Here is a 26,643-nt window from a genome sequence, read left to right on the forward strand (position 1 = left end):
CCCAACCCGCACGCCACGCCATGACGAACGCCGCCCACACCGCCCCCGCCGGCCCCTGGGGCCATCTGACCGCCCGCCTCGGCGCCCTGCTCCCGCACGACTTGCTCGCGCTGGTCGACCGCGTCGCCATCGCCGCCATCTTCTGGCGCTCCGGCCGCACCAAGGTCGACGGCTGGCTGCACGTCAGCGACAGTGCCATGGAGCTGTTCCGCAGCGAGTACCGGCTGCCGCTGGTGCCGCCGGAGATCGCCGCCCACCTGGCGGCCTACGCCGAGCACCTCTTCCCGCTGCTGCTGGTGCTCGGCCTGTTCACGCGCCTGTCCGCGCTCGCGCTGCTGGGCATGACGCTGGTGATCCAGGTCTTCGTCTATCCGGACGCGTGGCCCACGCACCTGTCGTGGGCCGGCCTGCTGCTGTACCTCGCCGGGCGCGGCGGCGGGCGGCTGTCGCTCGACCGGCTCTGGCGCATTCCCTGACGCGCGGGCGGGCAGGCCCCGCCTTCCTTGCAAGCTGGCACGGTGCTCGCTACATTGCATTTTTTGAGGGCCTGCCATGTCCGTCGACAGCACAACGAGCGCATCCACCTCCCCTGTCACACCCGTCCTCCCCGCGTCTTCCGACCCGATCTCCAGCCCCTCGCGCCACATCCGCCTGACATCGCACAGCAGCGGGCTGGGCGCCCTCCCCCTGCGCTGGGGTGCACCCACCGCCGCCGAGCGCGGGCCCATCGTCGGCACCACCACCCGGCGCGCGCACCGCAACGTGATCGGCACGCACAGCGGCAGCTACAGCGTGTACCGCGCGCTGGCGGTGGCGGCCGGCGCCCTCAAGCGCGAGCACAAGGCCGACCTGACCAACACCGCGCCCACGGACGTCATCGGCCCCTACCCGCAATGGAGCGAACCGGGCCGGATCGTCTCGCTCGACCCGTGGGGCGCCGTGGTGTCCGAGGTCTTCGCGGCCGAGCTGGCCGCCGGCTACGACATCCGCCCGACCATCGCCGTGACCAAGGCGCACGTGATCCTGCCCGAGGTGATCGACGCACTGCACAAGGGCCGCCTGAAGGCCGACGGCAAGTTCCTCACGCCCGGCGGCGCCGCGGTCGTCACCAAGGTGGCGGTGGAGCCCGTGTGGTGGCTGCCCGGCGTGGCGCAGCGCTTCGGCTGCTCCGAGACCGACCTGCGCCGCGTCCTGTTCGAGGAAACCGGCGGCATGTACCCGGAGCTGGTCACGCGCTCCGACCTGGAGGTGTTCCTGCCGCCCATCGGCGGGCAGACGCTCTACATCTTCGGCCGGCCGTGCGACCTGGCCGACCCGTCGGTGGAACTCACCGCCCGCATCCACGACGAGTGCAACGGCTCCGACGTCTTCGGCTCCGACATCTGCACCTGCCGCCCCTACCTCACGCACGCCATCGAGGAATGCATCGCCGGCGCGCAGCGCGGCGGCGTCGGCCTGGTCGCCTACTCGCGCAAGGAAGGCCGGGCGCTGGGCGAGGTGACGAAGTTCCTCGTCTACAACGCGCGCAAGCGCCAGCTCGGCGGCGACACGGCCGACCAGTACTTCGCGCGCACCGAATGCGTGGCCGGCGTGCAGGACATGCGCTTCCAGGAGCTGATGCCCGACGTCTTCCACTGGCTGGGCATCCGGAAGATCCACCGCCTCGTCTCGATGAGCAACATGAAGTACGACGCCATCACCGGCGCCGGCATCGAGGTGGGCGAGCGCATCAACATCCCCGACGAGCTGATCCCCGCCGACGCGCGGGTGGAGATCGACGCCAAGATGGCCGCGGGCTACTTCACGCCCGGCGCGGTGCCCGATGCCGAGGAACTGCGCAAGGCCAAGGGCCGGGGGCTGAACGAATGACCAAGGACAACTACGGGCTCGACCCCGACCAACCCACCCGCAACGCGGCCGTGCGCGGCGCCGGCGCGGACGGCCAGGTCGATCCGGCGCTGGAGTTCGTGCCCGACGCCGACAACCCCGTGGCGGCGGCCGACTACCTGCGCACCACCGATGCCATCCGCAGCCGCGCGGCGGCGCTGCTCGCCCGCGCACGCCGCGGCGAGTCGCAGTGGTTCACCGTCGGCGGTCACGACCGGCTGGAAGACGCGGCGCGCGAGGTGGCCGAGACCACGCACAACCGCTATGCCTGGGGCCCCATCCCCTACCACAGCCGGTGGCGCCACTTCGAGGCCGGCGGCGTCGACCGCGTGGCCGAGCTCAACCGCCTGCTCGAAGGCGCCGCGCCCCGCGAGCGGGTCAAGGCGCACATCGACCTGGTGGTGGTGAGCGTGCTGCTCGACGCCGGGGCCGGCCCCGACTGGCACTACACCGAGAGCGCCAGCGGGCAGCGCCTCACGCGCTCCGAGGGCCTGGCCGTCGCCAGCTTCCACGCCTTCACCGGCGGGCTGTTCTCGTCCGACCCCGACCGGCCGCTGCAGGCGGACGCCGCCGGCCTGAAGGCCCTGGTCGGCGACCGGCTGGGCGAGGCCTTCCAGGTGCACGACGCCAATCCGCTGGTCGGCCTGGCCGGCCGCGTCACGCTGCTGCGGCGGCTGGGCGAGGTGATGGCCGAGCAGCCGGAGGTGTTCGGCACCGAGGTGCAGCGGCCCGGCGGGCTGTTCGACATGCTGGTCGCCCCCGAGGGCGCGGCCATTCCCCCCACCGCCGACATCCAGGCCGACGACATCCTGGCGCAGGTGCTGGCCTCGCTCTCGTCGATCTGGCCCTCCGGCAACCGGGTCGACAGCATCGCGGCCGACGGCAGCGACCTGCTGCCCGGCCCCGGCGACCCGGCGCTGGCGCTGGGCGACTGCTGGCGCCACAGCGCGGTGCGGGGCCCGGGCCTGACCAACGGCTGGATGCCCTTCCACAAGCTCTCGCAGTGGCTCACCTACTCGCTGATCGAGCCTTTCGAGTGGGCCGGCGTGCAGGTGCTGGGCGTCGGCAGGCTCACGGCCCTGCCCGAGTACCGCAACGGCGGCCTGCTGCTCGACACCGGCGTGCTCGCGCCCTGCGACCCGGCCCTGCTGGAGCGCACCTGGAAGGTGAGCGACGAGTTCATCGTCGAATGGCGCGCGCTGACCGTGGCGCTGCTGGACGAACTGGCGCCGCTGGTGCGCAAGAACCTGCGGCGCGACGAGGCCGACATGCCGCTGGCCTGCGTGCTCGAAGGCGGCACCTGGGCCGCGGGCCGCGCCCTGGCCCAGCGCCTGCGCGGCGGCGCCCCGCCCCTGCGGATCGCCAGCGACGGGACGGTGTTCTGATGTCACCCCCAGTCTTCGCGCACTTCGTGTCGCTTCGCCAACCCCCTTCAGGGGGCACACGCAGCGGCCCGGCAAAGCCGGTTCCGCGCGTGTTCCCGAACGGCCCGCTCCGCGGCCATCTGTTTTTTCCAGTTGTCTGTTGAATACAAGAACCATGCGCAACGTCCACCTCATCGACCACCCCCTCGTGCAGCACAAGCTGACGCTGATGCGCCGCAAGGACGCCTCCACCAACAGCTTCCGGCGGCTGCTCAACGAGCTGTCCACCCTGATGGCCTACGAGGTCACGCGCGACGTGCCGATGCAGGAGATCGAGATCGAGACGCCGCTGGAGACCACCACCGGCAAGGTCATCGACGGCAAGAAGCTGGTGTTCGTCTCCATCCTGCGCGCGGGCACCGGCATCCTCGACGGCATGCTCAGTGTGGTGCCGGGCGCGCGCGTGGGCCACATCGGCCTGTACCGCGACCCGAAGACGCTGACGGCCGTGGAGTACTACTTCAAGATGCCCGGCGACATGCACGAGCGCGACGTGGTGGTGGTCGACCCGATGCTGGCCACCGGCAACTCGGCCGCCGCCGCGGTGGAGCGGCTCAAGGAGCTGAGCCCGAAGTCCATCAAGTTCGTGTGCCTGCTCACCTGCCCCGAGGGCATCCGGACGATGCAGGACGCGCACCCCGACGTGCCGATCTACACCGCCGCCATCGACCGGCAGCTCAACGACCACGGCTACATCCTGCCCGGCCTGGGCGACGCGGGCGACCGGATCTTCGGCACCAAGTAGCGCAGGCGCGGGCCGCGGCTCTCAAGAAAACGCCGGGCCGCCCCAAGTTTTCTTGCCCCCCGCGGGGGGCGGGCTGGGCGCAGCCCGGCCCTGGGGGCACTCAATCGGGCAGCCGCATGCCGGTGGCGTCTGCCAGCGCCTGCAGCGTCCACCCGCGCCCCAGCAGCAGCATGCGGGTGTGCAGCGCGCCCAGCGTCTCGGGCGACACCTGCGTGCCCAGCCAGGCGAGGCGCTTGTCGCGCAGGTCGACGTGGTGCAGCGGGTAGTGCCGCGCCAGCCTGCCCCACAGCGCATGCGCCGCCGGCGACTGGCGCGCGCCGGTGATCAGGCACAGCCCCGCCTCCAGCCCCCAGCGGTAGATCGCCGTGGCCAGGCCGCGGCGCCGGTAGGCCGGGGCGTACTGCGAGTGCGGCGCGCGCAGGTAGCGGTCGGCGCGCCGGTCCAGCTCGATCAGGCGGTTGAACACGGTGGTGCCGGCCAGCCGCCCGCGCCGCACGTCCTCCACGTACAGGTAGAACTCGCCATCCGCCTCGCGGTGATGGATCACGAAGCGCGGGTCGTCCATCGGCACGCTGGCGATGCCGTGCAGCGCATCGCCCGGGCGCTTGAGCCGCCGATGCAGCACCTCCAGTTCGCGGTCGATGCGCTCCTCGCCGCGGCCGACGTCGATGCGCAGTTCCGTCATGCCCCACCCCGCCCACCACGGGCGCGGGGCCATCGCCAGGGCCATCGCGGCACCTCCTTGCCTTGGACAAAGCGCGCGATCCTAGCCACGGGCCCATTCCGCACGCTTTAAGTGCGGATTGGGCCCGGTCCGCACTACCATCACCGCCAGGAGAGCGCCGCCATGCCCATGTTCGTCGACACCTCGCCGCCCGGCCAATGCATCTTCTGCCGCCTGGTCGCAGGGCAGATCCCCGCCGCCAAGGTCCACGAGGACGCGCTGACCGTGGCCTTCATGGACATCGGCCAGGTCAACCCCGGCCATGTGCTGGTGGCCACGCGCCGCCACGGCGCCACGCTGCTGGACATCACACCCGAGGAGGCCGCCGCCGTGATGCAGACGGCGCAGCGCATCGCGCGCGCGGTGCAGGCGGTGTTCGATCCGCCCGGCCTGACCCTGCTGCAGGCCAACGGCCGCGAGGGCGACCAGACGGTCTTCCACTTCCACATGCACGTGGTGCCGCGCCATGCCGGCGACGGCATCGCGCTGAGCTGGCCGCGCAAGGAGCCGCCGGCCGAGGTGCTGCAGGGCTACGCCGAGCGGCTGCGCGCGGCGCTGGCCTGACGGGACGCCCGGCCGCATCGCGCCATGCTCGATCTGCTCGTCACCCGCGCCACCCTGCCCGACGGGCGCACGGACATGTCCATCGCCGTGCAGGACGGCCGCATCGTCGACGTCGCCGAAGGCTCTTCGGCGCCCGCGCACCAGACGCTGGACGCACAGGGCCTGCTCGTGTCGCCCCCGTTCTGCGACCCGCACTTCCACATGGACGCAACGCTCAGCCACGGCCTGCCGCGCGTCAACCGCAGCGGCACGCTGCTCGAAGGCATCGCGCTGTGGGGCGAACTCAAGCCGCTGCTGACGGCCGAGGCGCTGATCGAGCGGGCCCTGGCGTACTGCGACTGGGCGGTGGCCAAAGGCCTGCTGGCCATCCGCTCGCACGTGGACACCAGCGACCCGCGCCTGCTGGCCGTCGACGCGCTGCTCGAGGTCCAGCGCCGCGTCGCGCCGTACCTCGACCTGCAGCTCGTCGCCTTCCCGCAGGACGGCGTGCTGCGCGCGCCCGGGGGCGTGGAGAACCTCAAGCGCGCGCTGGACAAGGGCGTGCACGTGGTCGGCGGCATCCCGCACTTCGAGCGCACCATGGCCGAGGGCGCCGAGAGCGTGCGCATCCTGTGCGAGATCGCGGCGGGGCGCGGCCTGCCGGTGGACATGCACTGCGACGAGTCGGACGACCCGCTGTCGCGCCACATCGAGACGCTGGCCTTCGAGGCGCAGCGGCTGGGCTTGCAAGGCCGCGTCACCGGCTCGCACTGCACCTCCATGCACAGCATGGACAACTACTACGCGAGCAAGCTGCTGCCGCTGATCGCCGAGAGCGGCGTGTCGGTGATCGCCAACCCGCTCATCAACATCACGCTGCAGGGCCGCCACGACAGCTACCCGAAGCGGCGCGGCATGACGCGCGTGCCCGAGCTGATGGACAGCGGCGTGAACGTCGCCTTCGGCCACGACTGCGTGATGGACCCGTGGTACGGCCTCGGCTCGGGCGACATGCTGGAAGTGGCGCACATGGGCGTGCACGTCGCGCAGATGACCAGCCAGGCCGGCATCCGGCAGTGCTTCGAGGCCGTGACAACGAACGCCGCGAAGCTGATGCACCTGCAGGGCTACGGCCTCGCGCCCGGCTGCGATGCGAGCTTCGTGCTGCTGCAGGCGCGCGACCCGGTGGAGGCGATCCGCCTGCGCGCCGCGCGGCTGAAGGTGTTCCGCCGCGGGCAACTGCTGGCCGAGACGCCGCCGGCCACCGCCGCCCTGCACCTGGCAGGCCGGCCTGCGGCCACGGACTGGATGCAGGGCCGGTAGGACGCACGCATGGGCTTCGCCTTCACCGACACCGCCGAGGGCCTGCGCTACGACGAGACGCAGCGCAGCGCGGGCTGGCGGACGGTCTTCGGCGTCGCCGGCACGCTCGCGCTGCTGGGCTCGGGCATCTTCATCGTGCTGCTGCGCGGCGCGGGCGGGCCGCTCGATGCAACCCGCGTCGGCGGCATCGCCGCATCGCTGCTGGCGCTGGCGGCCTTCTGGACCTTCGGGCTGTTCTGTCTCTATATCGCGTTGCTCGCGCCGCAGCAATCCATCGTGTTCGACCGCACCCGTGCCCGCATGGTCCGCACGCTCACGGCCCCGTTGCGCCGGCGCCTGCAGCCGGCGATGCACATCCCTTTCAGCGAGGTCAGCGGCCTGCAGGTGCGCGAGCAGCCCGGCAGCGAAGGCCCCTCCACCTTCACGGTGGAAATCGGGCTGGAGCAGGCACGCCCTCTGGCGATCGGGGTATTCGACGACCGGGCCACCGCGGCGGCCCACCTGGAGCGGGTGCGCGCGGCGCTGGGGCGGTAGAGCCCCAGGCCGTACAACTCCAGCCCGTGCCGAAGCGCGGGAGAGACGGGGGTGGTTTCGTTTCAGGCCAGGATCGCGCCGGTCTCGCGCAGGGCCGCGCGCAGCGCCCCCGCCTGCACGCCGCGCACGGCATTGTCGCCGGCCGCTGTCATCGCTGCGGCGGTCCCCGCAGCCTGCCCCACCGCCATGGAGATCGTCATGACCCGCACGGCGGCCAGCGCCTGGTGGGTCGCCGAGATGCCCCGGCCGGCCACCAGCGCGTTGTCCAGGCCCGCCGGGCAGAGGCTGCGGTAGGGGATCTGGTAGGCGTGGTCGTCGCCCAGCGCCGCGTATTCCAGCTCGCCCCCCGCGGCCGGATGGATGTCGATCGGGTACGCGCCCGCGGCGATCGCGTCCTCGAACGCGGCGGGTGCCAGCAGGTCGCCGGCCGTGAGCACGTGGTCGCCCTGCACCCGGCGCGTCTCGCGCACGCCCACCTGCGTGCCGAAGGCCAGCAGCCGCCCGGCAGCGCAGCCCGGCACCTGCTCGCGCAGGTACTGCGCGGCGCGCCAGGCCTGGCGGCGGCCCTCGACCTCGGCGCGCCCCAGGGCCAGCGCATCGGTCGCGTCGACGGCCAGGCGGCTGATGTTGAACCAGCCGTCCTGCGAGAACGGATCGCGCGCCACGTGCAGCGCCGCGCGCGCCAGGGCGCCCGCCTCGTAGCCGCGCCGCGCCAGCGCGGCCAGTTCGGCAGGCGGCAGCGCGTCCAGCCGCTCGAAGTCGATCGGCCCGAAGCGGAACATCATCGTCGCCGGCTGCAGCGATTCGTCGTTCCCGAGGGGAAGGAAGGCCGCGCCCGCCTTCTGCATCGCGTCCATGTCGCCCGAGGCGTCCACCACCACGCGCGGCCGGATCTCCACCACGCCGCCCTTGGTCAACGCACGCGCCCGCGCGATGCGGCGCCCTTCGCGCTCCACGTCCAGCAGGCTCGCATGCAGCAGCAGTTGCACGCCCGCCTCCGTGGCCATGTCGTCCAGCACCAGCTTGAGCACCTCGGGGGCGTATTCCACGCGGTCCATGCGGTGCCCGGTGGACATGACGAAGACCTCGTGCGCGGCGGCGGCGCCGTAGGCGCGAAGCCGCTCGACCACCTCCTGCGCCAGCCCCGCCACCACCCGGCGCCCGCCGGCCGTCTGCCAGGAGTTGAACTGCGCGACCGCGCCGGCCGTCGCGTTGCCGCCGAGGAAACCGTAGCGCTCCAGCAGCAGCACGCGCGCGCCGCGGCGGCCCGCCGCGACGGCCGCCATCGCGCCGGCCACCCCGCCGCCGCACACCAGCACGTCGGCCTGCATCGGCTGCGCCATCGATCAGCCCACCTTGATACCGCGCTCGCGGATCACGGCCGCATAGCGGGCCGTCTCGTCCTGCAGGAAGCGCGCGGTCGCCTGCCGGCTCATCACGAACGGCGCCACGTTCTGCGCGGCGAAGCGGCTCTTCACCGTGTCGGAGGCCAGCGCCTGGCCGAGCAGGGTCTCCAGCTTCGCCAGGCCGTCCGCGGGAATCGTGTCCCTGGGTGCCAGCAGGGCCGCCCAGCCCTGCACCTCGAGCGCCGGATAGCCCAGCGAGCGCAGCGTCGGCACGCCCGGCAGCTCCGCCGCCGGCTGCGGCGAGGACACGGCCAGCGCGCGCAGGCGGCCGGACTGGATGTGCGGCGCCACGCTGGGCAGGTTGAGGAAGCCGAAGTCCACCAGGCCGCTGATCATCTCCGGCAGCAGCGCGCTCTCGCCCTTGTAGGCCACCGGCGTGATCTGCACGCCGGCCTGCCCGGCGAAGATCTCGGAGGTCAGGTGCGCCAGCGAGCCGTTGCCGCTGTTGCCCGCCGCCATGCCCGGCTTGCGCTTCGCCAGCGCGATCAGGTCCTTGAGCGACTTGGCCTCGGAGCCGGCAGGCACCACCAGCACCAGCGGCTGCGCCGAGACCATGCCGATGGCGTCGAAGTCGCGCGCCGGGTCGTAGCCGGCCTGCGGGTTCAGAGACGCGTTGATGAGCATGCTGTTGCTGGCCATCAGCAGCGTGTGGCCGTCGCGCGCCTGCGCCGCGGCGGTGACGCCGATGACGCTGCCCGCGCCCGGCTTGTTCTCCACGATCACGCCCTGCCCCAGCCCGGGCGCGAACAGGTCGGCCAGGACGCGGGCGGAGGAGTCGGCCCCGCCGCCGGGCGCGAAGGGCACGATGATGCGCACGGAGCGGGACGGCCACGGCGCAGCCGCGGCGGCGCGGCGCGCGAACGCGGCGGCCGCCAGCCCGGCCAGCACGGCCCGGCGGGAAAGAGCGGAAGAGTTCATCACCTCGTGTGTCTCCTGGTGTCGGTCAATTCCGGATGATCCCTCCCGAATCCCATAGCATCAAATACCAAGATTCAGCCATCCCATAACATCGCGTTATCCATCACCGGAGGGCCGGCCCCATGAACCTGAGGCAGATCGAGGTGTTCCGCGCCGTCATGCAGGCGGGCTCCGTCACCGACGCCGCGCGCCTGCTGCACGTGTCGCAGCCGGGCGTCAGCCGCATGCTCGGGCACATCGAGCTGCAGCTGGGGCTGACGCTGTTCGAGCGCAGCCACGGCAGGCTGCGCCCCACGCCCGAGGCACGGGCGCTGCATGCCGAGGTCGAGCGCGTCTACCAGGGCGTGCAGCGCATCGAGCAGCGGGCGCACGATCTCAAGGCGGGCAGCGGCCTCGCGCTGCGCGTGCTCGCCAGCCCCAGCACGGCGCTGGAGGTCGTGCCGCGCGCCGTCTCGCAACTGGCGCTGCGCTTCCCGACGGCGCGCATCTACATGGAGACGCAACTGGTGCGCGAGATGGTGGGCCAGCTCACCCGCCACGAGGCGGACGTGGCGGTGTCCACCCTGCCGATCGACCACCCGCTGCTGACGGGACAGGTCGTCGGGCGCTGGGCGCTGGCCTGCGTGTTCAGGCCCGACCACCCGCTGGCCGCGCGGCGCAGCATCTCGCTGCGGCAGTTGAAGGACGAGCGCCTGATCGCCTTCAGCCCGGACACGCCCCAGGGCAGGCTGATCGCGCAGCACGACGAGCTGTCCCGCAACGCCCGGATCGAGGTCCGCTCGGGCCAGGTGGCCTGCGCGCTCGCGGCCTGCGGCGCCGGCGTCGCGGTCGTGGACGAGCTCACCGCGCGCGCCTGGAACAGCGACCGGCTGGCCTGCCGCCCCCTGCGCGCGAGCCCCTCCCACCGCGTCTTCGTCGTGCGGCATGCCCACGAGCCGCAGTCCGGCCTGGCGCTGGCCTTCCGGCAGGAGGTGGAGCAGGCGCTGCGCGCCGTGGCGCCTGCCGGCCGGGCCTGAGCGGCGCGCAGGGTTCAGGCGGCGGCGGGCACGGTGCCCTGCACGGCCCGCGCCAGCGCTTCCAGCGCCTCGCCGCAGGGCGCCTGCAGCTTCAGCGCCAGCAGGTCGTCGGCCCGCGTGCGCCCCAGGTTGACGGCGGCCACCGGCCGGCCCGCGGCCGCCGCGGCCTGCACGAAGCGAAAGCCCGAATACACCATCAGGGAGGAGCCGGCCACCAGCACCGCGTCGCAGCCGCGGACCGCCGCCATGCCGGCCTCGACGCGTTCGCGCGGCACGCTCTCGCCGAAGAACACCACGTCCGGCTTGAGCAGGCCGCCGCACGCGGCGCAGGCCGGCACGCGGAAGGCGTCGAACGCGTGCCCTTCCAGGTCCGCGTCGCCGTCGGGCGCGATGCCGGCCTCCAGCGCCGCCCAGTCGGGGTTGAGGGCGAGCAGTTCGTCCTGCAGCACGGCGCGCGGCAGGCGCGCCTCGCAGGCCATGCAGCGCACCGTGTCGATGCGGCCGTGCAGGTCCAGCACGCGGCGGCTGCCGGCGGCGTGGTGCAGGCCGTCCACGTTCTGCGTCAGCACCAGCGCGACGCGGCCGGCCTGTTCGAGCTGCGCCAGCGCCCGGTGGGCCGCGCCGGGGTGCGCCCGCCCCATCACCCGCCAGCCGACCAGGCTGCGCGCCCAGTAGCGCCGCCGCACCGCCTCGCTGCCCATGAAGGCCCGGAAGTCCACCGGCGGGCTGCGCTTCCAGTCGCCGTTGGCGTCGCGGTAGTCGGGGATGCCGGACTCGGTGCTCACCCCCGCACCGGTGAGCACCACCAGGCGCGGGTGGCGCAGCGCGAAGTCGGTCAGGGCGTCGAAGGGCGTGGACATGGCCCGCAGCATACGGCGCCGGCTGACAGCCATCCGCGCGCATGGCGTCACCGCGGTGTCATGCGCGGCGGCGATGATCCGGGAACATGTACCCGGAGTCACCATGAACGCATTCAGCGGCCAGGACGAGCTGGTCGAGCGCATCCGCCGCGACCTGATCGACGGCTACGACGAGGAACTGGAGCTGGAAATCGAGGACCGCACGCCCGACGAGGCGCTGGCCGCGCTCGAGGGCCGGCCGCAGGAGGGCCGGTCCGCCAGCGAGCGGCTGCACTACTTTCGCAGCCTGTTCGCGCTGCAGCGCGAGCTGGTCAAGCTGCAGGACTGGGTGGCGCAGACGAAGCAGAAGGTCGTGATCATCTTCGAGGGCCGCGATGCTGCCGGCAAGGGCGGCGCCATCAAGCGCGTGACGCAGCGCCTGAACCCGCGCCACTGCCGGGTGGTCGCCCTGCCCGCGCCGAACGACCGCGAGCGCACGCAGTGGTACTTCCAGCGCTACGCGGCGCACCTGCCGGCCGGCGGCGAGATCGTGATCTTCGACCGAAGCTGGTACAACCGCGCCGGCGTCGAACGGGTGATGGGCTTCTGCACCGAGGACGAGGTGGAGGAGTTCTTCCGCTCCGTGCCGGAGTTCGAACGCATGCTGGTGCGCTCGGGCATCAAGCTCATCAAGTACTGGTTCTCGATCACCGACGAGGAGCAGCACCTGCGCTTCCTCGGCCGCATCCACGATCCGCTCAAGCAGTGGAAGCTCAGCCCGATGGACCTGGAAAGCCGCCGCCGCTGGGAGGACTACACCGCCGCCAAGGAGACGATGCTGGAGCGCACCCACATCCCCGAGGCGCCGTGGTGGATCGTGCAGGCCGTGGACAAGAAGAAGGCGCGCCTGAACTGCATCGCGCACCTGCTGGCGCAGTTCGACTACAGCGAGGTCGAGCGCCCCGCCATCGTGCTGCCCGAGCGCGAACGCCGGCCCGACTACGCCCGCCACCCGGTGCCGGCCGACATGTACGTGCCGGAGCAGTACTGAAGTCCGCACCGCACAGCCGCGCCGCGCGGCCCTGCGCAAGGGATGTGTGGCGTGCAAGTCACGCGCCAGGGTTGTCACGAACACGCGCCGCGCGGCGCCGATGGCATCGTGCCGCCATGACGCTGCGACGCCTGCTTCCCGCGCTGGCCGCCGGCCTGCTCGCGGCCTGCGACGCCGGCAGCGGCTTCGGCGCCTCGCCGATGGCCGCCGCCGTGGTGCCGGGCCAGCGCGGCGCCGCGCCGGCCGAGGCCAACATGGCCTGCATCGGCGCCGGCGCCAAGGCCTTCGGCCGGCCCTGGCAGACCATCGTGCTGGGCGGCTCGCGCCCCGTCCGCCAGGGCGGCTACGAAGTGCAGATCACCAGCGGCCACGACCGCGCCCAGGCCGTGTGCACCGTCACCGGCGGCGGCCGGGTGCTGCGGCTGGACCCGGCCTGAGGCCCATCGGCCGGCGGCCGGCTCTTCTGCCCAGAGCCGGCGCTGCTGGCGCCGGCGGCCCTAGCCTTCGGCGCCGATGCGGCGCAGCGCGGCCGGGTCGCGCACCACCATGCGCTTGTAGCTCAGCTCGATGAGCCCCTCGTCCACCAGCGCGCCCAGCTCCTTGTTGATCGTCTGGCGCGACAGGCCGAGCATCGCGGCCAGGTCGTGCTGCGACAGGCGCACGCGCAGGTCCACGCCTTCCTGCTGCTGCAGGCCGTAGATCTCCACCAGGCCCGCCAGGGTGGCGGCCACGCGGCGGCGGATCGACCCGAGCGTCTGCGCCTGCAGCATCGCCACGCTCATCCGCTGGCGCCGCAGGCCCAGCCGCGCGACGTCGCGCCAGAGGATGGGCATGGCGTCCAGCACGGCGATCACCGCGTCGCTGGGCAGGTGGATGATGACGGAGTCCTCGTGGGCGTGGTAGTCGTAGGCCAGCGGCACGTCCTCCAGCAGGCGCACCACCGGCGCCACCTGCCCGGGCCCCAGCAGGGCGTTGACGTACTTGCGCCCGAGGTCGCTCACGCTGCTGATCTCCAGGCAGCCCGACACCACCACCAGCAGCTCGCGCCGGTGGCGGTCGTGCGAGAGCACCTGCGTGCGCCGCCGGTACCGCTCCATCCGCGCCGACTTGAGCAGCTCCTCGCGCTGCGCGTCCGGCCAGTGCGAGAACAGCTCGTTCCATTGCAGTGCGCGCGCCATCAGCGCGTCGTCGCCGGCTGCACGGACGGGGCGCTTGCGCGAGGGCATGGGGAAGAAGGGGTGCGGAGGCCGGCGGGCGGGTCGTGGCCGGATCTGTCGGCGCATTGACAGATTCCGGACGCCCTCGTTTCTATCGTACGAGGGCCCGCTCAACAAGCACCACACCAGGCAGCGCAGCCCGCGCATGCCGCCAAGGAGACACACCCATGAGATCGGCCTTCGCCGCAGCCTGCGCGCTCGCGGCCTCTTCCCTTGCCTGCGCGCAGAGCAACGTGACCATCTTCGGCACGGTGGACCTGTTCGTGGCACACGCCCGCTCGGGCAGCACGTCCTGGACGAAGCTGTCGGACGGCGGCAACGCCGCCTCGCGCATCGGCTTTCGCGGCAGCGAGGACCTGGGCGGCGGCCTGGAGGCGCACTTCATGCTCGAAGGCGGCTTCTCGCCCGACACCGGCGAGGGCAACCTGCCGGGCCCGGCGATCTCGTTCACCCGCCAGTCCTACGTCGGCCTGACGGGCCCCTGGGGCCAGATCGACGCGGGGCGGATGTACACGCCGCTGTTCTTCACGCTGTTCCGCGGCGACCCGTACGGCGTGAACTCGGTGTTCTCGCCGCTCGTCGCGGTCTTCTCCAACGATGCCCAGCCCGGCGCCCTGCCGCTGGCGGCGCGCGCGAGCAACATGATCCGCTACCGCACGCCGGCCAGGAGCGAGTTCTTCGCCGACATCGCCTACGCGCCCAGCGAGGCGAGCGAGCCCAGCCGCCGCAGCGGCGACCTGTACGGCGCCTCCGTGGGCTGGGCGCGCAAGCCCTACTACGTCTCCTACGCGATCCAGAAGGCGCGCTCGGGCTCGGCCGCGGCGCCGGTGGCCTCGCCCTCCACCACCACGCACCAGGCCGTCAGCGGTTCCTACGAGTTCTCCAACCTGCGGGTGTACGGGACGTACTCGACCGCCTCCACCGACCTGCCCGGCGTGCCGCGCTCGCGCGCGGCCAGCCTGGGCGCGCAGTACACGATCACGCCCGCCTCCAACGTGCTGTTCGAGATCGTGCAGCGCAAGGTCCGCGGCACCGACCGTGCGCAACTGGCCTGGACGCTGGGCTACGACCACTACCTGAGCAAGCGCACGGCCGTGTACGGTCGCCTGCTGCGCCTGGAGAACCGCGGCAGGTCCTCCGTGTCGCTGGCCGGCGTGCGGGTGGACGCCAACAGCGGCAACGACGTGCGCGTCATCGCCGCCGGCATCCGCCACACCTTCTGACCACGCTCCCCCCGACGCGCCATGAATCCACCCCTCTTCGAGACCGACTCGCTGTCCGCCCTGTTCTCGCCGCGCGCCATCGCGGTGGTGGGCGCGTCGTCCAGCCCGCAGAAGATCGGCGGCATCCCGATCGACTACGCGCGCCGCTTCGGCTACGAGGGCGCGCTGTACGCGGTCAACCCCAGGGCCGCGCAGGTCCAGGGGCTGCCCGCGCACGCCAGCCTGCGCGTCATCGGCGAGCCGGTCGACCTGGCCATCCTCGCCGTGCCCGCGGCGCTGGTGGGCGACGCGCTGGAGGACGCCATCGCGGCCGGCGTGAAGGGCGTGGTGCTGTTCTCCTCCGGCTTCGCCGAGACGGGCGCCGAGGGCGCGGCGGCGCAGGCGCGGCTGGCGGCGCGCGCGCGCTCGGCCGGCGTGCGGCTGATCGGCCCGAACTGCCTGGGCCTGATGAACCTGCGCCGCAACGTCTACGCCACCTTCTCGCCCGCGCCGGGCGTGGGCCGCGTGGCGCCGGGGCGCATCGGGCTGGTGAGCCAGTCGGGCGCCTTCGGCGCGTACGCCTATGCCATGGCGCGCGAGCGCGGCGTCGGCCTGTCGCTGTGGGCCACCACCGGCAACGAGGCCGACGTGCAGCTGGCCGACTGCCTGGCCTGGCTGGCGCAGGACGAGGGCACCGACGTCATCATGGCCTACATGGAAGGCTGCCGCGACGGCGAGCGCCTGCGCGCCGCGCTCGCGCTGGCGCAGGCGCGCGGCAAGCCGGTGGTGATGGTCAAGATCGGCAGCACCGACCTCGGCGCGCAGGCCGCCGCCTCGCACACCGCGGCGCTGGCCGGCGACGATGCCGTGTACGACGCCGTGTTCCGCCGCTACGGCGTGCTGCGCGCGCACAGCCTCACGGAATTCTTCAACCTGGCCCACAGCGCCGCCGTGGCCGGGCGACCGCAAGGTCGCTCGATCGGCCTGTTCACGCTCTCGGGCGGCGTCGGCGCGCTGATGGCCGACGACGCGGCGGTCGAGGGGCTGGACGTGCCGCCGCTGAGCGACACCGCGCAGGCCACGCTGCGCGAGTGGGTGCCCTTCGCCGCGCCGCGCAACCCGGTGGACATCACCGGCCAGGTGACCAACGATCTGAGCCTGATGGAGCGCAGCGCGCGCCTGATGCTGGACGACGGCCGCTTCGCGTCGTGGATGGGCTTCCTGGCCGCCGCCGGCGCGTCGGACGCCTTCTGGCCCGTGCTGCGCGAGCTGGTCGCCTCGCTGCGCGCCGCCTACCCGGACACGCTGCTGGCCATCAGCACCCTGCTCTCACCCGAGCGGCGCGCCGAGATCGAGTCGATGCGCTGCCTGGTGTTCGCCGATCCGTCCGAGGGCATCCGCACCATCGCCAAGCTCGTGCGCCTGCCGCAGCCCGGCGAGGCGGCGGCACCCCTGCCGGCCGCCGCATCGGGCGCCACCATCCACCTGCCATCCGGCACGCTGAGCGAACCCGAGGCGCTGGCGCTGCTGGAGCGCGCCGGCGTGCCCGTCGTCGCCCATCGCCTGGCGCACGACGCCGACGCCGCCGCGCGGGCCGCGGAGGCGCTGGGCTTCCCCGTCGCACTGAAGATCGCCAGCGCCGACATCCCGCACAAGTCCGACGTCGGCGGCGTGGCCCTCGGCCTGCAGGACGCCGCGCAGGCCCGCCACGCTTTCGACCGGACGCAGGCCAGCGCCCGCCGCGCACGTCCCGATGCGCGCCTGGACGGCGCCCTCGTCGCGCGCATGGTCGGCGGCGGCGCCGAGTGCATCGCCGGCGTGCACCGCGACCCGGTGTTCGGGCCGGTGCTGATGTTCGGGCTGGGCGGCATCCACGTCGAGACGCTGCGCGACGTCTCGCTGCGCGTGCTGCCCGTCACGCGCGAGGACGCCCTGTCGATGGTGCGCGAGCTGCGCGCCTTCCCGATCCTGGCCGGCGCGCGCGGGCGCCCCGCGGCGGACCTGGACTCGATCGCCGATGCGCTGTGCGCGCTGGCGGACTTCGCCCTGCGCGCCGGCGACTCGCTCGCCAGCGTGGAGATCAACCCGCTGATCGCCCGCTCGCGGGCCGAGGGCGGCTGCGTGGCGGTGGACGCGCTGGTCGTCGGCCGCAGCGGCGCACCCGCCCCCCACTGACACGACAAGAGAAAGAGAGACGAGCCATGAAGACATCCGCACGCCCCCTGGCCCTGCTCGGCCTCGCCGCGCTCGGCCTGGCCGCCGGCGGCGCCGCCGCGCAGAACGCCTACCCCGCCAAGCCGGTGCGCATCATCGTGCAGTACCAGGCCGGCGGCTCGGCCGACGCGCTGGCCCGCCTCGTCGCCGAAAGCCTGTCCAAGCGCCTCGGGCAGCCGGTGCTGGTGGAGAACCGCAGCGGCGCCGGCGGCATCATCGGCACCGACTACGTGGCCAAGAGCCCGCCCGACGGCTACACCCTGCTCTTGACGGTGCCCGGCCCCATCACCGCCAACCTGGCGCTGTACAGGAAGCTGCCCTACGACCCGCGCACCGAGTTGCGCATGGTCTCGGACATCGCCCGCACCCGCACCGTGATGGCGGTGCATCCCTCGGTGCCTGCGAAGAACTTCAAGGAGCTGGTCGCCGCCATCAAGGCCGCGCCGGGCAAGTACGCCATGGGCTCCTGGGGGCCGGGCACGCAGCCGCACCAGGCGCAGGTGTTCATGGACAAGGCCTACGGCCTGCAGACCGTGCACGTGGCCTACAAGGGCGAAGCGCCGATGTCGGTGGACCTGATGGGAGGGGTCATCCAGATGACCATCGGCTCCGTCACCACGCTGCAGCCGCAGATCGCCGCCGGCAAGCTGCGCGCCATCGCGATGGCCGGGCCCAACCGCTCCAGGATGCTGCCCGACGTGCCCACCTTCGCCGAGCAGGGCTTCAAGGACGACATCTACATGGTCACCGCGCCGACCTCGCTGATGGCGCCGGCGAAGACCCCCGACGCCATCGTCGAGCGGCTGGGCCGCGACGTGGCCGCCGTGGTCCGGGAGCCCGAGGTGCAGCGCCGCATCGAGGAGATGGGCGCCGAGCCCATCGGCAACACGCCGGCCGAGGCCACCGCCGCTTACCAGGCCTTCCTGCCCATCTCGCTCAAGCTGACCCAGGCCACCGGCGTCACGCTGGACTGACACACCGCACCCAAGGAGAAAGCACCATGACCCCGACCGCCCCCTCGCAGGCCGAAGCCCGCCGCGCCATGGCCCGCTCCATCGGCCTCGCCGCCTTCGTCTACGGCTACCCGCTGACCGAGACCTACCGCACCTGCGCCATGCAGACCGCACCGCAGGCGCAGCGCCGCACCGGCGCCTCGGCCGGCTCCGACGTGCGCGCGCCGATGAACACGATGCACTTCGCGCCGCGCCCCTCGACGCACGAGGACCGCGACGTCGTCACGCCCGCCAACGACCTGCTCTACGCGATGGCCTGGGTCCACCTGGCCGACGGCCCGATGCTGCTGACGGTGCCCGCGTCCGCGCGCCACCCCGGCCGCTACTTCGTGCTGCCGCTGTACGACGCCTACACCGAGAACTTCGAGAACCTGGGCCCGCGCAACTGCAAGCCCGAGGGCGAGGTGGTGGTGCTGGTCGGCCCCGACGGCCAGGTGCCCGAGTCGCTGCAGGGCCACCGCGTGGTGCGCTGCCCGACCAACCTGGTCTGGCTGATTGGCCGCATCCTGGTGGGCGACGAAAGCGACTGGCCCGCCGCCCGCGCGCTGCAGGCCGAGATCCGCCTGGAGCCCGCGCCCGGCACCACGCTGCGCGGCCGTCCGGCGGCCATCGAGCAGTGGGCCGGCGAGCCGGTGGACGCGATGGCCGCCGCCTTCGAGAAGGGCGAGCCGGCCGCGCAGGTGGCGCCGCGCTTCTTCACCAACGTCTGCCACGCGCTGGCCGAGGCGCCGGGCCGGGTCGAAGACCGCGGCCTGGTGGCCTGGTTCGGCCAGGCCGGCCTGGTGCCCGACGCCGCCTTCTCGTGGGAAGGGCTGGAGGAGCCGGTGCGCGAAGGCCTCGTCGAGGGCTTCGCCGAGGGCGTGCGCGTGGTGGCGGCCGTGGGCCGCAACCGCCGCCCCAAGCCCTGGGCCATGACGCCCGCCACCGGCCGCTACGGCAACGAGTTCCTCGGCCGCGCCCGCACCGCCTACCTGGGCCTGGGCGCGCTGGCCACCAGCGAGGCCGTGTACGCCGCCGCGCACTACGACGCCGTGCAGGAGCCGCTGGACGGCAACCGCCGCTACGTCATGCGCTTCGACGCCGCCGACATGCCGCCGGCCGACGCCTTCTGGTCGGTGACGCTGTACGACAGCGACCGCTTCCTCTACCCCAACGAAATCAAGCGCCACGCCATCGGCGACCGCACGCCGGGCCTGAAGCGCAACGCCGACGGCAGCCTGGAGATCGAGGTGGGCCACGCGCGCCCGGCCGACACCGCCAACTGGCTGCCCGCCCCGGCCGGCCGCTTCTACCTGATCCTGCGCATGTACTACCCGCGCGAGGGCGTGCAGAGCTGGCGCATCCCGCCGCTGCAGGCGCAGCCGGCCTGAGTCATGGCCATGACCGACCTGCACGCGCTGGCCGAGGAGGCGGTGGTCTACGCCTGGCCGCTGTACGAGATGAGCCGCATGCGCGCTGCCACCTCGCCGCACCGCACCGAGGCGGGCGAGGAAGCGCCGCCGCCCGCGCGCTGGTGCAACCTCTTCACCCCCTCGCGGCAGCTGCTGCGCGCCGGCACCAGCCGCGTGGTGACGCCCAACAACGACACGCTCTACACCAACGCCTGGCTCGACCTGGGCGACGGCCCGCTGGTCATCGACGTGCCCGACACCGCCGGGCGCTACTACGTGCTGGGGCTGCTGGACTTCTACACCAACCCCTTCGCCCACATCGGCCAGCGGCTGACGGGCACGGCGGCGCGCGCCTTCGTCGTCACGCCGCCGGGCTGGCAGGGCGAGCTGCCGGCGGCGTTCGACGCGCCCGGCGCGCGCATCGAGGCGCCGACGCGCTGGCTGTGGGTGATCGGCCGCATCCTGGTCGATGGCCCGCAGGACGTGCCGGCCGTGAACGCGCTGCAGGACGGCTTCACCGTGCGGCCGCTGGCCGACTGGCAGGCGGGCGCCGCGCCCCGGCCCCGCGCCTTCGACCCGGCCTGCGACCCGAAGGCGCCGCTCACGGCCGGCCACTTCGCCGCCCAGGTGAACGCGGCCCTGCGCGACAACCCGCCGCCGACGCACGAATTCGCCCTGCTCGCGCGCCTGGCCGCGGCCGGCATCGGGCCCGGCGCGGCGGCGCTGGACGATGCGCAGCGCGAGGCCCTGCAGGCCGCGCTGGACACCGTGCTGCCGCGCCTGCGCGCCGCGCAGTCGGGCCAGCGGCTGCCCTCCGGCTGGATCCAGCCGCGCGTGGTCGAGGGCAGCTTCGGCGACGACCCCCTGGGCCGCGCGCAGATCGCGCTCAAGTACATCGGCATGCTGGAAAGCCGCGAGGCCACCTACCCGCTGGCCTGGCACGACGCGCAGGGCCGCCCGCTGCACGGCGGCGCGCGCTACCGGCTGCGCTTCGCGCCGGGCATGCTGCCGCCGGTCGACGCCTTCTGGTCGATCACGATGTACGGCGCCGGCGACTACATGCTGGTGGACAACCCCATCGACCGCTACGCCATCGGCGACCGCACGCCCGGCCTGCGCCGCGACGCGGACGGCGGCCTGACGATCCACCTGCAGCACGCGCAGCCCGCCGGCGAGGCCGCACGCGCCAACTGGCTGCCCGCGCCGGCCGGCGAGTTCTACCTGTGCCTGCGCGCCTACGTGCCGCGCGAGGAGATGGTCGACGGCCGCTACACGCTGCCGCCGCTGGAGCGCGTGGACGAGAACAAGGAAACACCATGAGCACCCACGACGACGACAAGCCCTTCCTCATCACCGGCACCGGCAGCGAGACGGTGGCGCCGGGCCTGCACATCCTGCGCGGCCAGGGCCAGTCCTTCGTGGCCGAGACCGACGCCGGCCTGGTGGTGATCGACGCCGGCCCCGGCGGCGGCGTGACGCGCGGCATGATCGACAGCCTGCGCCGGATCAGCGACGCGCCGGTGCACGCCCTGGTCTACAGCCACGGCCACATCGGCTACAACGCCGGCGTGCCGGAGTGGCTGGCCCACGCGCAGCAGCGCGGCGACCCGGCCCCGCGCGTGATCGCCCACCGCAACGTGCCGCGCCGCTACGCCCGCTACCGCGAGACGCAGGCGCTGCAGCACCGCATGGCCGAGGTGCAGTTCAACCGCTCGCCCGGCTTCTTCGAGCACCGCCTCACGATGCACGCGCCGACCGAGACCTTCGACGAGCGCCTCGTCATCGGCAGCGGCGACCGGCGCGTCGAGCTGTTCTGGGCGCCCTCGGAGACCGACGACGCCATCGCGCTGTGGAGCCCCGCGCAACGCGTGCTGTACGGCGGCCCCTCGCTGCTGGACTCCATCCCCAACATCGGCACGCCCTTCCGCACGCTGCGCGACACGGTGCGCTGGGCCGAGACGCTGGAGGCGATGGCCGCGCTGCGGCCGCTCAAGGCGGTGCGCGAGTTCGGCCCGGTGATCGAGGGCGAGGACGCGGTGCAGCGCGTGCTGGGCCACACCGCCCGCGCCCTGCGCTGGCTGCGCGCCGAGGTGGTGGCGCTGATGAACGAGGGGCTGAACGAGCAGCAGGTCCTGGCGCGCATCCGCTTCCCCGACGAGCTGTTCGCCGCCCCGTGGATGAAGCCCACCTACGGCGACCCGAGCTACATCGTGCGCGACATCTACCGCTCGGAGAACGGCTGGTGGGACCGCAACCCCACCACCCTGCACCCCGAGGCGCCCGAGGCCGTGGCCGAGGCGGTGGCCGGCGCCATCAGCGACAAGGCCGGCCTGGTCGCCAGCGCCCGCGCGCTGGCCGATGCGGGCCAGTGGCAGCTGGCGCTGCACGTGATCGACCTGCTGGCCACCGCGCCCGGCGACGCCCCCGAGATCGCCGAGGCCCGCGCGCTCAAGGCCGCCTGGCTGCGCGAGCGCGCCGGGCAGGTGCAGAGCTACGTGTCGCGCAACCTGTACCGCGTGAGCGCCGAGATGATCGAGCAAGGCACCCAGGCGCGCTTTGGCATCCGCTGAGCAGCGGCGCCACCCCCATCACACCAGAACGGAGACATGACATGACCCGGACATCCCTCATCAGGCCCGCCCTCGCCGCCCTGGCGGCGCTGGCCCTGGCCGGCACCGCCGCCGCGCAGGGCGCCGCCGGCTACCCCGACAAGCCCGTCACGCTCGTCGTGCCCACCGCCGCCGCCGGCGGCACCGACACCATCGCCCGCATGTTCGCCGACGTGCTGGGCAAGGCCCTGAAGCAGAGCTTCGTCGTCGACAACCGCCCCGGCGCCAACGGCATCCTCGGCGTCGACTACGTCGCCAAGAGCCCGGGCGACGGCTACCGGCTGCTGTTCACCTACGCGGCGACGATGGCCGTCAACCCGAGCCTGTACAAGAAGCTGCCCTACGACCCGGTGAAGGACTTCGCGCCGGTCGCGCAGATCGGCCGCGGCGGCAACCTGCTGCTGGTGCGCAAGGACCTGCCGGTGAATTCCATCAAGGAGTTCGTGGCCTACGTGAAGGCCCACCCGGACAAGCTCAGCTACTGCTCGTGGGGCGCGGGCTCCGGCGGGCACCTGGCGATGGAAAGCCTGAAGAAGCAGGCCGGGCTGGTGATGACCCACGTGCCCTACAAGGGCAGCGGCCCCTGCGTGCAGGACCTGATGGGCGGCCAAGTGGACGCCGGCTTCGCCGACATCTCGTCCACCGTGGAGATCGTCCGCTCCGGCCGCGTGCGCGCCCTGGCCTACAGCGGTCCCGGCCGCGTGCCGATGCTGCCCGACGTGCCGACGATGACGGAGTCGGGCTACCCCTTCAAGAACTACTCCTGGTACGGCGTCTTCGCGCCCGCGAAGACGCCGCCCGCCATCGTCCAGCGCCTCAACGCCGAGATCAACCGCGCCCTGAAGGACCCGGCCGTGATCAAGCGCATGCACGAGCTGAACTTCACCGACCTGCCGCTGACCACGCCGGAGCAGTTCGGCGCCACGCTGCGGCAGGACCTGCAGGACTGGGGCGCGCTGGTCAGGTCGGTCGGCGTCTCGCTCGACTGATCCGCCGCCCGGCGAGGCGCCTCACTCGGGGCTGATCATCTCCGCGTACTCGTACAGCGCGCCGAGGATGGCCTCGCCGCGCTCGTCCGCGCTTTCGGCCAGCGTGTCGATCTCGGCGAAGTACTGATCGACGTTGTAGGCGCCGCCCTCGCCCTCGATCAGCTTCGCCACGCGATGCGCGTGCCAGCGCGCCTGCTCCGCCTCGTCCAGCGTGGCGGGGAAGTTGCGGGCGCGGTAGCGGAACAGGAGCTCCTCCAGGCGCGGGTCGTCGAAGGCCGCACGCTTGGCTGCCAGCCGCTCGCCCGGCAGCGTGCGCAGCTCGTTGAGCCGCCGCCGGTCGGCGTTGCCGACGAAGCCGCCGTACAGGTCCTCGTCCACGTCCGGCGTCGCCTCCTTCGGGCGGGCATAGACCTCGGCCCAGATCGCGCTCATGTCCGGCAGGCCGGCGGCGATCTCGGCATGGCGCATCGCCTGCGCCAGGTCGACCTGCCAGCGTGCGGCCATCGCCTCGCTGAGCGTGCGCAGGCTGGACACCACCATCGGCGACTTGTTCAGGTGCACGCCCTTGATCGGCAGCCGCACCACGCCTTCGGGCAGATCGGCGCTGCGCGTGAAAAGGCGCTGGCGCAGCGTCGGCACGTCCAGCGTGGCCAGCTCCGACGGGTCGTGCGCCAGGTCCCAGGCCAGCAGCTCGTTCTTGTTGGTGGGGTGGCTCGCCAGCGGCCACATCACGGCCAGGCAGCCGCGCTCGGGCGCGAACATGCCGGAGACGTGCAGGAAGGGCTTCGCGGTCTGGCGCGTGGCGGGCAGGCCCAGCTCCTGCGCGACCCGGTCCTTCTTGTGCAGCGAGAGCGCGAAGTCGAACAGGCGCGGCTGCCTGTCGCGGACGAGCCGCGCCAGCGCGATGGTGGCGCGCACGTCCGACAGCGCATCGTGCGCGGCCTCGTGCGCCAGGCCGTTGGCGCGCGTCAGGTCCTCCAGGCGGAAGCTGGGCTTGCCGTCCGGATGCTTCGGCCATTCGATGCCCTCGGGCCGCAGCGCGTAGGTCAGGCGCACCACGTCCAGCAGGTCCCAGCGGCCGCACTCGTTCTGCCACTCGCGCGCGTAGGGGTCGATCAGGTTGCGCCAGAACAGGAAGCGCGTCACCTCGTCGTCGAAGCGCAGCGTGTTGTAGCCCACGCCGATGGTGCCGGGCTGCGCGAAGGCGGCCTCGATGCGCGTGGCGAACTCGTGCTCCGGCAGGCCGCGCTCCAGGCACACCTGCGGCGTGATGCCGGTGACGAGGCAGGCGCCGGGGCTGGGCAGGAAGTCCGGCGCCGGGCGGCAGTAGATCATCAGCGGCTCGCCGATCTCGTTGAGCTCGGCATCGGTGCGGATGGCCGCGAACTGCGCGGGCCGGTCGCGGCGCGGGTTGGTGCCGAAGGTCTCGTAGTCGTGCCAGAGGAAGGTGCGGGAGGACATGGGCAGGGCAAGGGAATCAGCCGGACATTCTCGGCCACGCGCGGGCCGATGCCGCCGGCGCTACAGCAGCGGCGAGAACAGCCGCGCCACCGCGTCGCCCAGCCGCCGCCAGAAGGGCTGCCGGCGCCCGTGGCGCACCGGCGCCGCGCTGCCGAGGTCGGTCTCGAACTGCCCGGCCAGCGGGCCGGCCAGCGCCGGGCCGTACACCACCGCCATCACCTCGAAGTTGAGCCGGAAGCTGCGGTTGTCGAAGTTGGCGGTGCCGATCATGGCGCACTGGTCGTCGATCACCAGCGTCTTGGAGTGCAGCATGCGCGCCTTGTATTCCCACACCTTCACGCCGGCGGCGATCAGCTCGTCGAAGTAGGAGCGCGCCGCGGCGCTGACGATCAGGCTGTCGCTGCGCCGAGGCACCAGCAGGCGCACGTCCACCCCGCGCAGCGCGGCGTTGGTCAGCGCCATCAGCGCCGGCTCGCCGGGGACGAAGTACGGCGTGGTCAGCCAGGCCCGGTGCGTGGCGTTGTGGATCGCGTCCACGTGCATGCGGTGGATCGCCTCCAGCGGCGTGTCCGGCCCGCTGGTGACGATCTGCACCGGGATGGCGCCGGGCTCGGCGGCCGGCAGGTAGCGGGAGAGCTGGGCGTCCGGGTCGCGCACGCGCTCGCCGGTGGCGTAGGCCCAGTCCTCGATGAAGGTGGTCTGCAGCCAGCGCACCGCCGCGCCCTCGATGCGCACGTGCACGTCGTGGTACGCGTCGGGGCGCGTGCGCGGGTCTTCCTCGTCGGTGATGTTGACGCCGCCCGTGAAGCCGATCACGCCGTCGCACACGACGATCTTGCGGTGGGTGCGGTAGTTGGTCACCGGCCGCAGCCGCCGGCCGATGCGCGAATGGTGGAAGAAGCCCACCTGCGCCCCCGCCGCCAGCAGCGGCGCCAGGAAGCGGCGCCCGACGCGCTTGGAGCCCAGCGCGTCGATCAGCAGCCGCACCGTCACGCCAGCGCCCGCCCGCGCCACCAGCAGGTCGCGCAGGCGGGTGCCGATGCGGTCGGGCTCGAAGATGTAGTACTCCAGGTGCACGTGGTCGCGCGCCGCCGCCACCGCCTCGAAGATCGCGTCGAAGGTGCGCGCGCCGCCGGAGAGCAGCCGCACGCCCGTGGCGCTGGACACCGGCAGCCCGCAGGCCGCCCGGCCCAGCGCCGCCATCTGCCGCAGCGGCTCGGGCGCATGCTCGGCCGCCTCGCGCAGCAGGGCGGCGTCGTCGCGCGAATGGGCGATGGCCCGGCTGCGCAGGCGCTTCAGGCGGGTCTTCTTCAGGCGCTGCGGGCCGAAGAAGTAGTAGATGCCGAAGCCCAGGTAGGGCAGCAGCGCCAGCGAGAGGATCCACCCCAGCGTGGACACCGGCGCACGCCGCTGCATCACGATCCACACCGACAGCACCGCGATGTACGCGCTCCACGCCACCGACAGCGCGGTCTTCCACTCGGTGCTCAGTTCGGACGGGATCACGGGTTGCGCGAAGGACAAAAGAAAAGGGCCGGCAGCGCGATGCTACCGGCCCTGGGTGACGCCGCCGCCCGCGGGTCGGCGGGCGGTGATGCAACGACGGCTCAACCTGCGGCGGCCTCCTCGGCCTCCGGCCTGGACTTGCCTTCCTTCTTGGGCAGCGGGGTGATGTCGAGCACCACCTCGTCCTTGTCGTCCAGGTCCACCTCCAGGCGCCCGCCTTCGGTGAGCCGCCCGAACAGCAGTTCGTCGGCCAGCGCGCGGCGGATCGTGTCCTGGATCAGGCGCTGCATCGGCCGTGCGCCCATCAGCGGATCGAAGCCCTTCTTCGCCAGGTACTTGCGCAGCTTGTCGCTGAAGGTGACCTCGACCTTCTTCTCGGCCAGTTGCGTTTCGAGCTGCAGCAGGAACTTGTCGACCACGCGCAGGATGATCTGCTCGTCCAGCGCCTTGAAGCTGACGATGGCGTCCAGCCGGTTGCGGAACTCGGGCGTGAACAGGCGCTTGATGTCGCCCATCTCGTCGCCCGCCTGCCGCGGGTTGGTGAAGCCGATGGTCGCCTTGTTCATGGTCTCGGCCCCCGCGTTGGTCGTCATGATGATGATGACGTTGCGGAAGTCGGCCTTGCGCCCGT

At 72.8% G+C, this 26,643-nt stretch carries 25 protein-coding genes; 17 read left to right on the forward strand and 8 right to left on the reverse strand.

Annotated elements, in window-relative coordinates:
• Nucleotides 1–20 precede the first annotated feature (20 nt).
• From ACIY1X_RS09675 to upp, 4 genes are all read left to right on the forward strand, one after another.
• Nucleotides 21–476 (forward strand): DoxX family protein, encoded by a 456-nt coding sequence (locus ACIY1X_RS09675; RefSeq protein ID WP_399680126.1) that lies wholly within the window; start codon nt 21–23, stop codon nt 474–476.
• 76 nt (nt 477–552) lie between these two features.
• Nucleotides 553–1,869, forward strand: a complete 1,317-nt coding sequence (locus ACIY1X_RS09680; protein WP_399680087.1) for a GTP cyclohydrolase II — start codon at nt 553–555, stop codon at nt 1,867–1,869.
• On the forward strand, nt 1,866–3,272 hold the full coding sequence (locus ACIY1X_RS09685; protein ID WP_399680089.1) for a URC4/urg3 family protein: 1,407 nt from the start codon (nt 1,866–1,868) through the stop codon (nt 3,270–3,272). Before ACIY1X_RS09680 ends, ACIY1X_RS09685 begins: the two co-directional genes overlap by 4 nt.
• Before the next feature lie 154 nt (nt 3,273–3,426).
• Nucleotides 3,427–4,056 (forward strand): uracil phosphoribosyltransferase, encoded by a 630-nt coding sequence (gene upp / locus ACIY1X_RS09690; RefSeq protein ID WP_399680090.1) that lies wholly within the window; start codon nt 3,427–3,429, stop codon nt 4,054–4,056.
• Nucleotides 4,057–4,156: 100 nt separating this feature from the next.
• Here the strand turns inward: upp and ACIY1X_RS09695 are convergent, their stop codons facing one another.
• Nucleotides 4,157–4,786 (reverse strand): N-acetyltransferase, encoded by a 630-nt coding sequence (locus ACIY1X_RS09695; protein ID WP_399680092.1) that lies wholly within the window; start codon nt 4,784–4,786, stop codon nt 4,157–4,159.
• A 117-nt stretch (nt 4,787–4,903) separates the two neighbouring features.
• Here ACIY1X_RS09695 and ACIY1X_RS09700 point away from each other — a divergent pair, with 117 nt between their 5' ends.
• Genes ACIY1X_RS09700 through ACIY1X_RS09710 form a run of 3 tightly spaced genes read left to right on the forward strand, consistent with a single transcriptional unit; the run spans nt 4,904 to nt 7,180 of the window.
• The gene (locus tag ACIY1X_RS09700) at nt 4,904–5,344 is read left to right on the forward strand and encodes an HIT family protein (RefSeq protein WP_399680094.1); all 441 of its coding nucleotides are present in this window, start codon (nt 4,904–4,906) and stop codon (nt 5,342–5,344) included.
• 24 nt (nt 5,345–5,368) lie between these two features.
• Complete coding sequence (locus ACIY1X_RS09705) at nt 5,369–6,646, forward strand: amidohydrolase family protein (protein WP_399680096.1); 1,278 nt, start codon at nt 5,369–5,371, stop codon at nt 6,644–6,646.
• A 9-nt stretch (nt 6,647–6,655) separates the two neighbouring features.
• Entirely contained in the window at nt 6,656–7,180 is a 525-nt protein-coding gene (locus ACIY1X_RS09710) for a hypothetical protein (RefSeq protein ID WP_399680098.1), read from the forward strand.
• 62 nt (nt 7,181–7,242) lie between these two features.
• Here the strand turns inward: ACIY1X_RS09710 and ACIY1X_RS09715 are convergent, their stop codons facing one another.
• Nucleotides 7,243–8,523, reverse strand: a complete 1,281-nt coding sequence (locus tag ACIY1X_RS09715) for an FAD-dependent oxidoreductase (RefSeq protein ID WP_399680099.1) — start codon at nt 8,521–8,523, stop codon at nt 7,243–7,245.
• Between the two features lie 3 nt (nt 8,524–8,526).
• Complete coding sequence (locus ACIY1X_RS09720) at nt 8,527–9,504, reverse strand: Bug family tripartite tricarboxylate transporter substrate binding protein (RefSeq protein ID WP_399680100.1); 978 nt, start codon at nt 9,502–9,504, stop codon at nt 8,527–8,529.
• A gap of 122 nt (nt 9,505–9,626) precedes the next feature.
• Between ACIY1X_RS09720 and ACIY1X_RS09725 the strand changes: the two genes are divergently transcribed.
• Entirely contained in the window at nt 9,627–10,520 is an 894-nt protein-coding gene (locus tag ACIY1X_RS09725) for a LysR family transcriptional regulator (protein ID WP_399680102.1), read from the forward strand.
• 14 nt (nt 10,521–10,534) lie between these two features.
• Here ACIY1X_RS09725 and ACIY1X_RS09730 read toward each other — a convergent pair whose 3' ends face one another.
• Nucleotides 10,535–11,380: an NAD-dependent protein deacetylase gene (locus tag ACIY1X_RS09730; protein WP_399680104.1), complete on the reverse strand. Its 846-nt coding sequence runs from the start codon at nt 11,378–11,380 to the stop codon at nt 10,535–10,537.
• A gap of 103 nt (nt 11,381–11,483) precedes the next feature.
• On the opposite strand from ACIY1X_RS09730, the gene ppk2 reads away from it, so the two are divergent.
• Both ppk2 and ACIY1X_RS09740 read left to right on the forward strand, forming a co-directional pair.
• Nucleotides 11,484–12,410 (forward strand): polyphosphate kinase 2, encoded by a 927-nt coding sequence (ppk2, locus tag ACIY1X_RS09735; protein ID WP_038209116.1) that lies wholly within the window; start codon nt 11,484–11,486, stop codon nt 12,408–12,410.
• A gap of 116 nt (nt 12,411–12,526) precedes the next feature.
• On the forward strand, nt 12,527–12,847 hold the full coding sequence (locus tag ACIY1X_RS09740; protein ID WP_399680106.1) for a hypothetical protein: 321 nt from the start codon (nt 12,527–12,529) through the stop codon (nt 12,845–12,847).
• Nucleotides 12,848–12,907: 60 nt separating this feature from the next.
• Here the strand turns inward: ACIY1X_RS09740 and ACIY1X_RS09745 are convergent, their stop codons facing one another.
• Nucleotides 12,908–13,636 carry a Crp/Fnr family transcriptional regulator gene (locus ACIY1X_RS09745; protein ID WP_399680108.1) on the reverse strand — a complete coding sequence of 243 codons (729 nt, stop codon included), beginning with the start codon at nt 13,634–13,636 and terminating at the stop codon, nt 12,908–12,910.
• A 158-nt stretch (nt 13,637–13,794) separates the two neighbouring features.
• Here ACIY1X_RS09745 and ACIY1X_RS09750 point away from each other — a divergent pair, with 158 nt between their 5' ends.
• From ACIY1X_RS09750 to ACIY1X_RS09780, 7 genes are read left to right on the forward strand one after another with little or no spacing between them, the layout of a single operon-like run.
• On the forward strand, nt 13,795–14,850 hold the full coding sequence (locus ACIY1X_RS09750; RefSeq protein WP_399680110.1) for a porin: 1,056 nt from the start codon (nt 13,795–13,797) through the stop codon (nt 14,848–14,850).
• A gap of 21 nt (nt 14,851–14,871) precedes the next feature.
• Nucleotides 14,872–17,004 (forward strand): acetate--CoA ligase family protein, encoded by a 2,133-nt coding sequence (locus ACIY1X_RS09755; protein ID WP_399680112.1) that lies wholly within the window; start codon nt 14,872–14,874, stop codon nt 17,002–17,004.
• Nucleotides 17,005–17,030: 26 nt separating this feature from the next.
• Nucleotides 17,031–18,017, forward strand: coding sequence for a Bug family tripartite tricarboxylate transporter substrate binding protein (locus tag ACIY1X_RS09760; RefSeq protein WP_399680114.1), 987 nt, complete (start codon nt 17,031–17,033; stop codon nt 18,015–18,017).
• Nucleotides 18,018–18,043: 26 nt separating this feature from the next.
• Complete coding sequence (locus ACIY1X_RS09765; protein WP_399680116.1) at nt 18,044–19,426, forward strand: DUF1254 domain-containing protein; 1,383 nt, start codon at nt 18,044–18,046, stop codon at nt 19,424–19,426.
• A gap of 9 nt (nt 19,427–19,435) precedes the next feature.
• Nucleotides 19,436–20,767 carry a DUF1254 domain-containing protein gene (locus ACIY1X_RS09770; protein WP_399680117.1) on the forward strand — a complete coding sequence of 444 codons (1,332 nt, stop codon included), beginning with the start codon at nt 19,436–19,438 and terminating at the stop codon, nt 20,765–20,767.
• Nucleotides 20,764–22,017 carry an alkyl sulfatase dimerization domain-containing protein gene (locus ACIY1X_RS09775; RefSeq protein ID WP_399680119.1) on the forward strand — a complete coding sequence of 418 codons (1,254 nt, stop codon included), beginning with the start codon at nt 20,764–20,766 and terminating at the stop codon, nt 22,015–22,017. The genes ACIY1X_RS09770 and ACIY1X_RS09775 overlap by 4 nt, the downstream gene beginning before the upstream one ends.
• Nucleotides 22,018–22,058: 41 nt before the next feature.
• Nucleotides 22,059–23,045: a Bug family tripartite tricarboxylate transporter substrate binding protein gene (locus ACIY1X_RS09780; protein ID WP_399680120.1), complete on the forward strand. Its 987-nt coding sequence runs from the start codon at nt 22,059–22,061 to the stop codon at nt 23,043–23,045.
• A gap of 21 nt (nt 23,046–23,066) precedes the next feature.
• On the opposite strand, the gene sbcB is transcribed toward ACIY1X_RS09780, so the two are convergent.
• From sbcB to ACIY1X_RS09795, 3 genes are all read right to left on the reverse strand, one after another.
• Nucleotides 23,067–24,506, reverse strand: a complete 1,440-nt coding sequence (sbcB, locus tag ACIY1X_RS09785) for an exodeoxyribonuclease I (protein ID WP_399680122.1) — start codon at nt 24,504–24,506, stop codon at nt 23,067–23,069.
• 60 nt (nt 24,507–24,566) lie between these two features.
• On the reverse strand, nt 24,567–26,012 hold the full coding sequence (gene cls / locus ACIY1X_RS09790; RefSeq protein ID WP_399680123.1) for a cardiolipin synthase: 1,446 nt from the start codon (nt 26,010–26,012) through the stop codon (nt 24,567–24,569).
• A gap of 101 nt (nt 26,013–26,113) precedes the next feature.
• A partial coding sequence (locus tag ACIY1X_RS09795; protein WP_399680125.1) for an AAA family ATPase occupies nt 26,114–26,643 on the reverse strand: 530 nt, incomplete at its 5' end.

Origin of the sequence: Xenophilus sp. (assembly GCF_044462705.1) — a bacterium.
GTDB lineage: Bacteria > Pseudomonadota > Gammaproteobacteria > Burkholderiales > Burkholderiaceae_C > Xenophilus > Xenophilus azovorans.

Excerpts from the sequence above, each read along its gene's own strand:
- ACIY1X_RS09675 (WP_399680126.1), top strand. The coding sequence starts at position 21 with ATGACGAACGCCGCCCACACCGCCCCCGCCGGCCCCTGGGGCCATCTG.
- ACIY1X_RS09680 (WP_399680087.1), top strand. The coding sequence starts at position 553 with ATGTCCGTCGACAGCACAACGAGCGCATCCACCTCCCCTGTCACACCC.
- ACIY1X_RS09685 (WP_399680089.1), top strand. The coding sequence starts at position 1,866 with ATGACCAAGGACAACTACGGGCTCGACCCCGACCAACCCACCCGCAAC.
- upp (WP_399680090.1), top strand. The coding sequence starts at position 3,427 with ATGCGCAACGTCCACCTCATCGACCACCCCCTCGTGCAGCACAAGCTG.
- ACIY1X_RS09695 (WP_399680092.1), bottom strand. The coding sequence starts at position 4,786 with ATGGCCCTGGCGATGGCCCCGCGCCCGTGGTGGGCGGGGTGGGGCATG.
- ACIY1X_RS09700 (WP_399680094.1), top strand. The coding sequence starts at position 4,904 with ATGCCCATGTTCGTCGACACCTCGCCGCCCGGCCAATGCATCTTCTGC.
- ACIY1X_RS09705 (WP_399680096.1), top strand. The coding sequence starts at position 5,369 with ATGCTCGATCTGCTCGTCACCCGCGCCACCCTGCCCGACGGGCGCACG.
- ACIY1X_RS09710 (WP_399680098.1), top strand. The coding sequence starts at position 6,656 with ATGGGCTTCGCCTTCACCGACACCGCCGAGGGCCTGCGCTACGACGAG.
- ACIY1X_RS09715 (WP_399680099.1), bottom strand. The coding sequence starts at position 8,523 with ATGGCGCAGCCGATGCAGGCCGACGTGCTGGTGTGCGGCGGCGGGGTG.
- ACIY1X_RS09720 (WP_399680100.1), bottom strand. The coding sequence starts at position 9,504 with ATGAACTCTTCCGCTCTTTCCCGCCGGGCCGTGCTGGCCGGGCTGGCG.
- ACIY1X_RS09725 (WP_399680102.1), top strand. The coding sequence starts at position 9,627 with ATGAACCTGAGGCAGATCGAGGTGTTCCGCGCCGTCATGCAGGCGGGC.
- ACIY1X_RS09730 (WP_399680104.1), bottom strand. The coding sequence starts at position 11,380 with ATGTCCACGCCCTTCGACGCCCTGACCGACTTCGCGCTGCGCCACCCG.
- ppk2 (WP_038209116.1), top strand. The coding sequence starts at position 11,484 with ATGAACGCATTCAGCGGCCAGGACGAGCTGGTCGAGCGCATCCGCCGC.
- ACIY1X_RS09740 (WP_399680106.1), top strand. The coding sequence starts at position 12,527 with ATGACGCTGCGACGCCTGCTTCCCGCGCTGGCCGCCGGCCTGCTCGCG.
- ACIY1X_RS09745 (WP_399680108.1), bottom strand. The coding sequence starts at position 13,636 with ATGCCCTCGCGCAAGCGCCCCGTCCGTGCAGCCGGCGACGACGCGCTG.
- ACIY1X_RS09750 (WP_399680110.1), top strand. The coding sequence starts at position 13,795 with ATGAGATCGGCCTTCGCCGCAGCCTGCGCGCTCGCGGCCTCTTCCCTT.
- ACIY1X_RS09755 (WP_399680112.1), top strand. The coding sequence starts at position 14,872 with ATGAATCCACCCCTCTTCGAGACCGACTCGCTGTCCGCCCTGTTCTCG.
- ACIY1X_RS09760 (WP_399680114.1), top strand. The coding sequence starts at position 17,031 with ATGAAGACATCCGCACGCCCCCTGGCCCTGCTCGGCCTCGCCGCGCTC.
- ACIY1X_RS09765 (WP_399680116.1), top strand. The coding sequence starts at position 18,044 with ATGACCCCGACCGCCCCCTCGCAGGCCGAAGCCCGCCGCGCCATGGCC.
- ACIY1X_RS09770 (WP_399680117.1), top strand. The coding sequence starts at position 19,436 with ATGACCGACCTGCACGCGCTGGCCGAGGAGGCGGTGGTCTACGCCTGG.
- ACIY1X_RS09775 (WP_399680119.1), top strand. The coding sequence starts at position 20,764 with ATGAGCACCCACGACGACGACAAGCCCTTCCTCATCACCGGCACCGGC.
- ACIY1X_RS09780 (WP_399680120.1), top strand. The coding sequence starts at position 22,059 with ATGACCCGGACATCCCTCATCAGGCCCGCCCTCGCCGCCCTGGCGGCG.
- sbcB (WP_399680122.1), bottom strand. The coding sequence starts at position 24,506 with ATGTCCTCCCGCACCTTCCTCTGGCACGACTACGAGACCTTCGGCACC.